Consider the following 11,175-nt stretch of genomic DNA (forward strand, 5'->3'; position numbering starts at 1 on the left):
CGCGGGAGAAGGCCCGGTCGCCGCACTGTAGGGCAAGGTGCCGATTGCCGGTCCCGATCACGACGCTGGACCAAAAGCCTGGGATCGCCACCAAGACGGCAGCCACAATCGGCTGAGAACCGGGAACCTGCACTTGCCTCCGCAGGCTCTCGACTTCCGAACAGGATTGTCGACGATCTGGACCCTAGACCGGGCGCTGCAACGCGTCCTCGGCATCCTCGGGCGAGACGCCAAGCGCCTCCATCCCCGCTTCCAGGTAATCGGCCAGCTGCGGCTCGCCCATCAGGTAATCCTGGGTGGGGGTGCTGCGCTCGGTCTTGGCGGTCTCGATCGCCTCGTCCAGATCCTCTGGGCCGAAGGTGTCGCGGCCGATCCACATCACCGCGACTAGGCTGGCCTGCTCGTCCTCGTTCAGGCTGGCGATGAACTCGGCCAGTTCGGTCTGGGTGCCATGGCCCTTGCGATGCCCGCTATGCGCCCAGGGGTTCACGCCGCTTTCGTATTCGCGGGCGCGGATGATGACATGGGCGATCTTTTCGGGACTGATTTCCAGCATGGCGGCACCTCCGGGATCTGTCCATTTGTCGCCCCGACCGGCGCCGGGGTCAATCGGGATCGAAGCGGGCGCGATGATGGACCGCGCGCCGGCCATGGCCCCCCGAGCGGTCCGCGCGGGACGGCAGGCGCGGGCAAAAGCCCGGCGCGGCTGCAAGCGGGGGGCAGGGGGGCGGGCCAAGGTGCCGGGCATCGGCCGCGCCTGCGTCATCGGGTCGCGGCCGGGCGGGATCGCTCAGCGGCCGAAAAGCCGCTCGATGTCCGACAGCTTCAGCTCGATCCAGGTCGGGCGGCCGTGGTTGCACTGGCCGGATTTCGGCACCCGCTCCATCTCGCGCAAAAGCGCGTTCATCTCGTCCGCCGACATGCGCCGGCCCGAGCGGACCGAGCCGTGGCAGGCCATCGAGGACAGCACCGCATCGACCCACGCCCGCAGCCGTTCGGACGTGCCCTGGTCGGCCAGGTCGTCCAGGATGTCGCGGATCAGCCGCCGGGCGTCCAGGCGCTGGATCAGCGCCGGCACCTCGCGCACCGCGATGGCGCCGCCGCCGAAGGGCTCGATCACCAGTCCCAGCGCGGCCAGCTCATCGGCGATGGCAAGGATGCTTTGGGCGTCGGCTTCGGACAGCTCGACGATCTCGGGGATCAGCAGGGCCTGGCTGGCGATGCCGCTGGCATCAAGCTGCGCCTTCAGCCGCTCATAGACCAGGCGTTCATGCGCGGCATGCTGGTCGACGATGACGATGCCGTCGGCGGTCTGGGCGACGATCCAGTTCTCGTGCAGCTGCGCGCGGGCGGCGCCCAGCGGCGCCTCGGCCGCAGGCTCGGGCTGGGCTTCGGGTTCGGGCTCGACCCGCGCGGTCGGCGCCTCGGCAAAGCCCGGTGCCTGAAAGGCCAGGCTGGCGGCGATGGCCGGGCCCGAGGGGCGGGCGGGCGCGTAGCTGGCCTGATAGCGGCGCGGCTGCTCCGACTCGGGCCGCGCCACCCCCAGCGCCGCCGCGGCTACGGTGGACGAGGCGCGATGCCCCGCCCCCGCCAGCACATGGCGCAGCGCGCTGACCACCAGCCCGCGGGCGATGCCCGGTTCGCGAAAGCGGACCTCGGCCTTGGCGGGATGCACGTTCACGTCGACCTGGTGCGGATCGCAGGTCAGAAACAGCACCGCCGCCGGATACCGGCCCGAGGCCAGCACGTCCATATAGCCCGCCCGCAGCGCCCCGGTCAGCAGCTTGTCGCGCACCGGGCGGCCGTTGACGTAAAGATGCTGCGCCACCGCCGCGCCGCGCGAATAGGTCGGCAGGGCGGCAAAGCCGGTCAGGGTGATGCCGTCCCGCGTCGCGTCGATGGCAAGCGCATTGTCGATGAAGTCGCGGCCCATGACGCGGGCCAGCCGGGTCTGCAGGGCGCCGAACAGCTCGCCCTGCTCGGCATCGGCGCGAAACAGCACCCGGCCCTCTTCCTCGTCGGTCAGCGTGAAGCCGACATAGGGCTCGGCCATGGCCAGGCGGCGGATCGCCTCGGCCACGGCCTGGGTCTCGGCCCGGTCCGTGCGCAGGAATTTCAGCCGCGCCGGCGTGGCAAAGAACAGGTCGCGCAGCTCGACCACCGTGCCGCGATTGCCCGCCGCCGGCTTGACCGGACCGATGCGCCCGCCGGTGACGGCGATCTGTGCGCCGTCATGGCCGACGGCGCGGCTGGTGATCGACAGCCGGCCCACGGCGCCGAGGCTGGGCAGCGCCTCGCCGCGAAAGCCGAAGCTGCGGATGTCCAGAAGGTCGCTGCCGTCGATCTTGCTGGTCGCGTGCCGGGCCAGCGCCAGCGGCAGATCCTCGGCCGTCATGCCGCAGCCGTCGTCGCTGACGCGGATCAGCACCTTGCCGCCCTTGGCGATGGCCACGTCCACCCGCGTCGCGCCGGCATCGAGCGCGTTCTCGACCAGTTCCTTGACGGCCGAGGCCGGGCGCTCGACCACCTCGCCGGCGGCGATGCGGTTGGCCGCGGCCTCGTCCAATTGCCGGATGACGGGACGCATCTTGGGGGCATGGGTGTTCATGCCCCCAGATCTAGCATTTCCCGGCGCGGCGGGAAAGGATTCGTCAGTTGGTCGCGTCGATGCCTTCCGGCCGGCCGACCAGCACGAAGCGGATCTGGTCGGAATGCAGCAGGCGCTGCGCCACGCGCTGCACGTCCGCGGCCGTCACCGCCTCGATCTTGCCGTTGCGGGTGTTGACGTAATCCGCCGGCAGGCCGATCAGCTGCATCCCGGCCAGGATGCCGGCGATCTTGCCGTTGCCGTCGAAGCGCAGCGCATATTCGCCGGTCAGGTAGGTCTTGGCATCGGCCAGTTCCTTTTCCGTGACGCCGCCCTTGGCGAAACGGTCCCATTCCTGGCGGATCAGGCCGACCGCCTCGGCCACCTTGCCGTTCGCGCTGGCCATGCCGCCCTGCCAGGTCTCGCCATAGACGCCGTTGGCAAGGCCGGTGCTGACGCCATAGGTCAGCCCGCGCTTTTCGCGGATCTCGTCCATCAGGCGCGAGGAAAAGCCGCCGCCGCCCAGGATGTGATCGGCGACGAAGGCGGCAAAGTAATCCGGGTCGGACATGGGCAGGCCGGGCTGGGCAAAGCTGACCACGGTCTGCGGGCTGTCCCAGTCGATCACCGTCACCCCGCCGGTCAGTTGCAGCCGGGCCCTGTCCGGCAGCGGGGCCGAGCCCTGTTCGGGCAGCCCGCCCAGCACGGCGTCGATCAGCTTGCCCAGTTCCTCGGCGGTGATGTCGCCGGCCGCGGCCACCACCACGCGGTCGCGGGCCAGGATGCGGTCCTTGGCCGCGACCAGGTCGTCGCGGGTCAGCGCGGCGACGGATTCGCGCGTGCCGTTGATCGAGGTGGCATAGGGATGCTCGCCCCAGGCCAGCCGCGCCAGTTCCTTGCTGGCGATGGCGTTCGGGCTGGTCGCCTCGGACCGGATGACCGCCTGCAACTGCGCCCGCACCCGCTCGACCGCATCGGGGTCGAAGCGCGGCTCGGCCAGCGCCTGGCGCAGCAATTCGGCCGCCTTGTCGCGGTTCTCGGTCAGCATGCGGGCGTTGACGGTCAGCGCATCGTCGCCGACATCGAAGCGGTTCTGCGCGCCCAGCCCCTCGACCGCCTCGGCATATTGCACCGAGTCCATCTCGCCCGCGCCCTCCTCCAGCAGGGCGGTCATCAGGCTCATCTGGCCGCGCTTGCCCGGCGCGTCCAGGCTGGCGCCGCCCCGAAACATCAGCGACAGCGCGGTGAAGGGGATCGAGTGATCCTCGACCAGCCAGGCCTTGATGCCGCCGGGCGAGGTGATCTCCTGGATCTCGATGGCGCGCGCAGGCAGGCTGGCCAGGGCGACGAAGACAAGGGTGGCAAGGGCGCGGATCATTCGGCTTCTCCCGGATTGGCGGCTTCGGCAGCGACGGGTTTCGGCTCCTCGGGCGGCGGCAGCAGCCAGCCGGTGACGCTGGCCTTGCTTTCCAGCACCAGCCTGGCGGCGGCGCGGATGTCCTCGGTGGTGACGGCGGCCAGGAGGTCGGGCCAGTCGTTCACGTCCTCGATGGTCAGGCCGGTGGCCAGGCCCTGGCCATAGTCATAGGCCCGGCCATGCGCCGAATCCTGGGAATAGATGCGGGCGGCGCGGATCCGGGTCTTGACCCGTTCCAGCTGCGCGGGGTCGGGGCCCTCGGCCAGGAATTTCGCCAGCGCCGCGTCCAGCGCCGCCTCGGCCTCGGCATTCTCAACCCCCGGCGCCGGCACCATCGAGATGCCGAAGGTGGTCGGATCGACCGCGAACCCGTCGTAGGAGGCATTCACGTAAAGCGCCTTGCCGGTCAGTACCAGGTCGCGGGCCAGGACCGAGGTCTGGCTGGAACCCGCCAGCAGGTTGGCCAGCACGGTCAGCGCGGCCGCCTGCTGCTGCTCGCCCCGGTTGCGTTCGGGCGCGATCACGGTGCGGATCATCACCGGCTGGGCGACGCGGGGGTCGACCCGCTCCATCCGCCGGGGCGAGCGCTGGATCGGCTCTTGCGGGCGCGGCTGGCGGGCGGCGTCGGGCTTGGGCGGGACGGGGCCGTAATATTTCTCGGCCAGTTCGCGCACCTCTTCGGGGGTCACGTCGCCGGCGATGACCAGCACCGCGGCGTTCGGGGCGTAATGCGCATCATACCAGGCGATGGCATCCTCGCGCGTCAGCCCCTCCATCTCCTGCCGCCAGCCGATCACCGGGCGGCCATAGGGGTGGTTGTAGAACTGCACCGCGCTGCGCTCTTCCGAGAATTGCGCGCCGGGGTCGCTGTCGGTGCGCTGCGAGCGTTCCTCCAGCACCACCTGGCGCTCGGCCTGCCAGTCGTCCTCGCCGATCTTGAGATTGGCCATGCGGTCGGCCTCCATCTCCATGATCAGCGGCAGGCGGTCGCTGGCGATGCGCTGGAAATAGGTGGTGAAGTCGTAGCTGGTGAAGGCGTTGTCCATGCCGCCATTGGCGGTCACGGTCTTGCTGAGATCCCCCGGTCCCAGCTTGTCGGTGCCCTTGAACATCAGGTGTTCCAGGTAATGCGCGATGCCGGACTTGCCGGGCTGCTCGTCGGCCGAGCCGATGCGATACCACAGCATCTGCACCACGACCGGGGCGCGGTGATCCTCGATCACCACGGCTTCCAGGCCGTTTTCCAGGGTGAAATGGCTGATTCCCTTAGGCATTTCGGCCAGCGCGGGGGATGCGGCCAGCAGCAGCGCAAGGGGCGCAAGTCGGGTCAGGATGGTCATGGCAGGCTCCGGTTCGGGGTCGCGCCACGAACCTGCCCTTGCGCGGGGTCGCGCGCAAGCCTGCCGCCCCTCATCTCGGCGTGATCGGGGCGCGATCAGTCCTCGCGCAGGATCGGCACCCGGTCCACCACGCTGGGCCGGGCGGCGACGTCGCCGTTGCTCATGCCGCGGGGCGGCGCGGCGGGCAGCTGCACGCCGGTCGGGCGCCAGCGTTCCAGTTCCGACCAGCTGTCCAGCGTCATCGATTCATAGGCGCGGTAATAGACATTGGTCCGCGCCAGCACCTCGAGCGCGCGGCGGGAATGGCGGCTGCGCCAGGCCAGATCCTCTTGCGCGGTGGTCTGGCGGATCGCCGGGTCGCGGCCCAGGCGCGAGGCATGGGCGATCAGCGCGGCATCCGCGACGCCGACGCCCTGCGCGGCAAGCTGGCCCGGATTGCCGCCCAGCGCCGCCACGGCATCGGCATGGGGCGTCGGATCGGTGATGTTGCCACCCCCCGGCGTCGGCGGCGGCAGCACGTTCAGGTCGGCCGGCATCTGCAAGGGCTTGGTCGGCAGGATCGAGAATTCGTCCGGGCTGGTGCGGCCGGCGTTGGTGTTCATCAGACGCGGATCGCTGCTGCAAGCGGCCAGCAGCAGCGTGGTCATGGTCAGCGCGATCGCCCGCATCTTGCGTCCCTCTTGTTCGTCCGGCCCGTTCTTAGCGTGTATTCCCGGCCTCGTCACGGGTCTTGTCGTCCAGCGCCAGTTCCGCCTGCGCCTCGTCGCCGGCCAAGGGCCGTTCGCCGTTCGCGGGGCGGGGCTTGGGTGCCCGCGGCTTGGCCGGGGCGCGGCGCTTCTTCGGCTCGGGTTTGCGCTCGGGCGGCAGCAGCACCAGCCCCATCGCGCCCAGGAAGATGGCGATGTCGGCCACGTTGAAGCTGTAGGGGTTGCGCCAGCCCGGCAGCGACATGTTCAGGAAATCCGCGACCGCGCCATAGGTCAGCCGGTCCACGACATTGCCCAGCGCCCCGCCGATCAGCAGCCCGGCCGAGGCTTGCGCAAAGCGCGACGGCTTGGCCCGCCCGACCCAGATCCCGACCCACAGGCAGACGGCCAGCGCGATGGCGATCAGCACCCAGCGCATCACCTCGACATCGCTGGCGAACAGGCCGAAGTTCATGCCCTGGTTCCAGGCCATGCGCAGGTTCAGCCAGGGGTCGATCACGTCGATCTCGCGCAGCTGGTCCAGCCGCAGCACATGCACGACCAGGTATTTCAGCGCCTGGTCCAGCACAAAGACCAGCCCCGCCACCAGCGCCACGTTGCGCCCGACGCGCGGCGGCGGCTTCTTGCCGCGCCGCTTGCGGGCCGCCGGGCTTTTCCGCGGCTTGGGGGTCGCGGTCTCGGCCATCAGTGACGGAAATGCCGCTGGCCGGTAAAGACCATGGCCAGGCCCAGCCGGTCGGCGGCCTCGATCACCTCGGCGTCGCGCATCGAGCCGCCGGGCTGGATCACCGCCCGCGCGCCCGCCGCCGCCAGTGCCTCGACCCCGTCGGCGAAGGGGAAGAAGGCGTCCGAGGCGACCGAGGAGCCGATGGTCAGCGCCTGCGCCAGGCCCAGCGCCTCGGCCATGTCCTCGGACTTGCGCTTGCCGATGCGGGTCGAATCGACGCGGCTCATCTGGCCGGCGCCGATGCCGACGGTGGCCAGGTCGCGGGCATAGACGATGGCGTTCGATTTCACATGCTTGGCCACGGTCCAGGCGAACAGCAGGTCGGCCAGTTCCTGGTCGGTCGGCTGGCGCTTCGTCACCACCTTCAGGTCGGCGCGCAGGATGCGGCCGTTGTCGCGGCCCTGCACCAGGAAGCCGCCGGCGACCTGGCGGAAGGCCAGCCCAGGCGCCGCGGGGTCGGGCAGCCCGCCGGTGGTCAAGAGCCGCAGGTTCTTCTTGGCGGCGAAGATCTCTTTCGCCTCGTCGGTGGCGTCGGGGGCGATGACCACCTCGGTAAAGATCTCGGTGATCGCCTGCGCGGTTTCGCCGTCGAGCGTGGTGTTCAGCGCGATGATGCCGCCGAAGGCCGAGGTGCGGTCGCAGTCGAAGGCGCGCCGGTAGGCATCGACGGCGCTGTCGCCGCGGGCCACGCCGCAGGGGTTGGCGTGCTTGATGATCGCCACCGCCGGGCCCTGGGCCGGGTCGAACTCGGCCACCAGCTCGAAGGCGGCGTCGGTGTCGTTGATGTTGTTGTAGCTGAGTTCCTTGCCCTGCCATTGCCGCGCGGTGGCGACGCCCGGACGGTCCGAGCCGTCCTTGTAGAAGGCGGCGGACTGGTGCGGGTTCTCGCCATAGCGCAGGGTCTGCGCCAGCTGGCCCGAAAAGCTGCGCCGGCGCGGGGTTTCCTCGCCGATGGCCCCGGCCATCCAGGTCGAGACCGCGGCGTCATAGGCGGCCGTCCTGGCATAGGCGATCTGCGCCTGCCGCTGGCGAAAGGCCAGGCTGGTGCGGTCGTCGTTGGCGTCAAGCTCGGCCAGCACGGCGGCATAGTCCTCGACATCGACCACCACCGTCACGAAGGCGTGGTTCTTGGCGGCGGCGCGGATCATCGCCGGGCCGCCGATGTCGATGTTCTCGATGCAATCGTCATGGGCGGCGCCCTTGGCCACCGTCGCCTCGAACGGATAGAGGTTGACGACCAGCAGGTCGATCATGCCGATCCGGTGCGACCGGGCGGCGGCCATGTGTTCCTCGTTGTCGCGCAGCGCCAGCAGGCCGCCGTGGACCACCGGGTGCAGCGTCTTGACGCGGCCGTCCATCATCTCGGGAAAGCCGGTCACTTCGGCCACGTCCACCACGCTCAGCCCCGCCTCGCGCAGCGCCTTGGCGGTGCCGCCGGTGGACAGGATCTCGACGCCCCGCGCCGAAAGCGCCCGCGCGAAATCGACCAGCCCGGTCTTGTCGGAAACGGAAATCAGCGCGCGCTTCAGCGGAATGCGGTCGGTCATCGGTCGGAGGCCCCGTGCGGTGGATGGCGGATTTGGCCCGTCACCTACCCCCGGAACGCGCCAAGGTCCAGCCGATCTGGATCGCCCGGCCCAGCAGATGCGCGGAAATCACCATCTGCCGCGAGGGGCGCGGCTCGGCCATGGCGCGGTCGAGCAGGCAGGACGCCTCCAGCCGCAGCTGGCCCACGCCGTCATGGCTGAACAGCCATTCCTCGCCGCCCGGCAGGGTCAGGTGGATTTCCTGCCCCTGCTGGCGGGCCTGGACTTCGGGATGCAGGTGGAAGCGGATGTCGAAGGCCAGACCTTCCTCGGGGCGGACCTGGTCCAGCCGGGCCTGGGCGCTGGCGTCCAGCGCCGCCAGCGAATCCTCGCCGCGCAGGCCCATGCCGTCGGGATCGAGCCAAAGCTCGCGCAGATGCGTCAGCCCGTGGCTGGCCAGCCAGCCGTCATGGCCGGCCAGCAGATGCGCGGGTTCCGGCGAATGCGCCGGGCCGCAATCCGGGGCGGTCAGGTTGCCCAGCGCGTCGCAATCGCCGGCCCAGACAAGGTCGGGACGCTCGGTCAGGATGTCGGGCTCGCCCTCTTGCCGGTTCGGGTTCAGCCGCGACGAGGACAGGCCGGCCAGGCACAGCGCCGAATGGCAGGGCGTGGCGCGGCTGGCCCTGGCCCACAGCGGGCCGAAGCCGTCGCCGGGGCCGCAATTCACGATCAGCGGCTGGCGCGCCACGGTCAACTCGAAAGCCAGGGTCGAGGCATGGGCGCGGATCGCCGCCGGACCGCCGGGCGGCGGCGCGGCATCCAGGATCAGCGTGGTGCGGGCCCGCGCCATGCGGGCAAAGCCCATGGCGAGCCCGCTGACCGGCAGGGCCGGGCCTTCGGCCGCGCGCAGGCAGCGGTCGAGCCGTCCGGCCGCGCCGCGCCCGCCGCCGTGAAAGCTGGGCAGCGCGCCGTCGGCATGGCGCAGCGCCCGCAGGATCGGCGCGATCTCGGCGATGATGGCGCGCAGCTCGGGCGGGCATTCCAGCCCCACCTCTTCGGCGACCTCCTGCGCCCAGACCAGAAGCGCCATCGCCTCCAGCAGCGATTCGGGCGCGCGCGCCTCGGACAGGGTGGCGACGCCCATGGCGTCCGCCTCTTCGGCCAGGGCGATCAGCGCCGGCTGCGCCAGGGCCTGGCGGTCGCGCAGCGACATGGCGCCGATGGCGAGCCCCGCCAGCGCCTCGATCCGGCACAGCCCGTCGGTGCTGTCGAACCATTTGTCCCGCAGGTGGAGCAGGTGCTGGTCGAGGGCGCGGAAATAGGGCTCGGCCCCGTCGCGGTCCAGCCCCGGCAGGATCATCCCGGCATGGAAGATCCAGCGCAGCACCCGCCGCCCGGCGACCTGCGGCGCCCATTCCGGTGCCTCGGGCTGCGGCTGGCGATGCCGGCGCAGCCAGCGCAGCACATGGTCCTGGGCGATGGCGCGGGCGCGGGGCGTGCCCACGGCGGCAAGATCGTCGAGCCAGCCGAAGCCGGCCAGTTCGGCCGCGACGCTGGCGGGCAGGTCGGCGGCGAAGAAATCGCCCGACAGCGTGATGCCGCCCAGATGCAGGGTGCCCGCGGCGATCTGTTCGCCGCGGCCGGGATGGCCGATGGCCTTGGGTTCGGGGCGGCGCAGGAATCCCCTGGGCGCGACGGTGCTATCGGTCATGGGCAACGCATTCACTAGGACGGCGCAACCTTAGGTCCGCTCGGCGGATTTCCGCAAGCGCGCGATGAAGAACCCGTCCATGCCGCCGCGTTCCGGCCACAGGTCCGGGCGCAGCCGCAAGCCGCCCTGGGGCGTGATCCAGCCCGGCTCGATGCCGGGGGCGCGGGGCGGCTCGACCGCCAGGCCGGGATGGCGGGCCAGGGCGGCGGCCAGCTGCGCCTCGCCCTCGGCGGGCAGGAGCGAGCAGGTGGCATAGACCAGCCGTCCGCCGGGCTTGAGCAGCTCCAGCGCATGGTCGATCAGCCGCGCCTGCAAGCCGGTCAGTTCGGCCAGCCCCTCGCCGTCGCGGATGCGCGGCAGTTCGGGATGGCGGCGGATGGTGCCGGTGGCCGAGCAGGGCGCATCCAGCAGCACCGCGTCCAGGGCCGCGTCCGGCCGCCAGTCCAGCGCATCCGCCGCGACCAGCCGGGCGGAAAGCCGGCAGCGCGCCAGGTTCTCGGCCACGCGGGCCAGGCGCGGCTCGGAAATGTCCACCGCCGTCACCTCGGCCCCGGCGGCGGCGAGCTGCAGCGTCTTGCCGCCCGGCGCGGCGCAAAGATCGGCGATCGCCTCGCCCGGCTGGGGGTCGAGCACCCGCACCGCCAGCGCGGCGGCCGCGTCCTGCACCCACCAGTCGCCCTCGGCATAGCCGGGCAGGGCCGAGATCTGCGCGGCGGCAGGCAGCCGGTGCGAGCCGGTGGGCAGCGCCTCGCCGGGGCAATCCGCGCCCTTGGGGGTCAGGTCCAGGGCCGCGCCGGCCTCATGCGCGGCCTCGATGGCGCGGGCGGTATCCTCGCCCCAGGCGGCGACGATGGGCGCGCGCAGCCAGGGCGGCATCTTCTGCGGCGAAAGCCCGGCCCAGGCCGGGGCGGCGCCGGCGATCTTGCGCAGCACCGCGTTCACCATGCCGGCCGCCGCCTGTCCCTTTGGCCCCGAGGACCGTGCCAGCGCCACGGCGGCATTGACCGCGCCATGCGGCGCCTCGTCCAGGGCCAGCATCTCGACGGTGGCCAGCCGCAGGATGCGCATGATCTCGGGGCGCGGGCGGCGGGCCAGCAGCGGCGCCAGCAGCAGGTCGGCGCGGTCGGCGCGGCGCAGCACCTCGAGCGCGAGGCGGCGGG

Annotated in this window: 9 protein-coding genes; all 9 read right to left on the reverse strand. The window is 71.4% G+C overall.

The window, feature by feature from the left end:
* Window positions 1-184: 184 nt before the first annotated feature.
* On the reverse strand, window positions 185-556 hold the full coding sequence (locus tag FE811_RS01995) for a DUF3775 domain-containing protein (protein WP_116223141.1): 372 nt from the start codon (window positions 554-556) through the stop codon (window positions 185-187).
* Window positions 557-790: 234 nt separating this feature from the next.
* Window positions 791-2,608: a DNA mismatch repair endonuclease MutL gene (gene mutL / locus FE811_RS02000; protein ID WP_116223140.1), complete on the reverse strand. Its 1,818-nt coding sequence runs from the start codon at window positions 2,606-2,608 to the stop codon at window positions 791-793.
* A gap of 43 nt (window positions 2,609-2,651) precedes the next feature.
* Window positions 2,652-3,965, reverse strand: coding sequence for a pitrilysin family protein (locus tag FE811_RS02005; RefSeq protein WP_116223139.1), 1,314 nt, complete (start codon window positions 3,963-3,965; stop codon window positions 2,652-2,654).
* Window positions 3,962-5,344, reverse strand: coding sequence for a pitrilysin family protein (locus FE811_RS02010; protein WP_116223138.1), 1,383 nt, complete (start codon window positions 5,342-5,344; stop codon window positions 3,962-3,964). Before FE811_RS02010 ends, FE811_RS02005 begins: the two co-directional genes overlap by 4 nt.
* A 95-nt stretch (window positions 5,345-5,439) precedes the next feature.
* The gene (locus FE811_RS02015) at window positions 5,440-6,012 is read right to left on the reverse strand and encodes a DUF3035 domain-containing protein (RefSeq protein WP_036751466.1); all 573 of its coding nucleotides are present in this window, start codon (window positions 6,010-6,012) and stop codon (window positions 5,440-5,442) included.
* A gap of 31 nt (window positions 6,013-6,043) precedes the next feature.
* Window positions 6,044-6,736, reverse strand: a complete 693-nt coding sequence (lspA, locus tag FE811_RS02020) for a signal peptidase II (RefSeq protein WP_072461359.1) — start codon at window positions 6,734-6,736, stop codon at window positions 6,044-6,046.
* Window positions 6,736-8,325 (reverse strand): bifunctional phosphoribosylaminoimidazolecarboxamide formyltransferase/IMP cyclohydrolase, encoded by a 1,590-nt coding sequence (purH, locus tag FE811_RS02025; protein WP_116223137.1) that lies wholly within the window; start codon window positions 8,323-8,325, stop codon window positions 6,736-6,738. Before purH ends, lspA begins: the two co-directional genes overlap by 1 nt.
* Before the next feature lie 40 nt (window positions 8,326-8,365).
* The gene (locus FE811_RS02030) at window positions 8,366-10,015 is read right to left on the reverse strand and encodes a heparinase II/III family protein (RefSeq protein ID WP_072461356.1); all 1,650 of its coding nucleotides are present in this window, start codon (window positions 10,013-10,015) and stop codon (window positions 8,366-8,368) included.
* Window positions 10,016-10,045: 30 nt separating this feature from the next.
* Window positions 10,046-11,175 (reverse strand): RsmB/NOP family class I SAM-dependent RNA methyltransferase (locus tag FE811_RS02035; RefSeq protein ID WP_140846488.1); only part of this gene is annotated, 1,130 nt, incomplete at its 5' end.

The sequence above is a fragment of the Paracoccus sp. FO-3 genome (assembly GCF_006386455.1).
Lineage (GTDB): Bacteria > Pseudomonadota > Alphaproteobacteria > Rhodobacterales > Rhodobacteraceae > Paracoccus > Paracoccus versutus.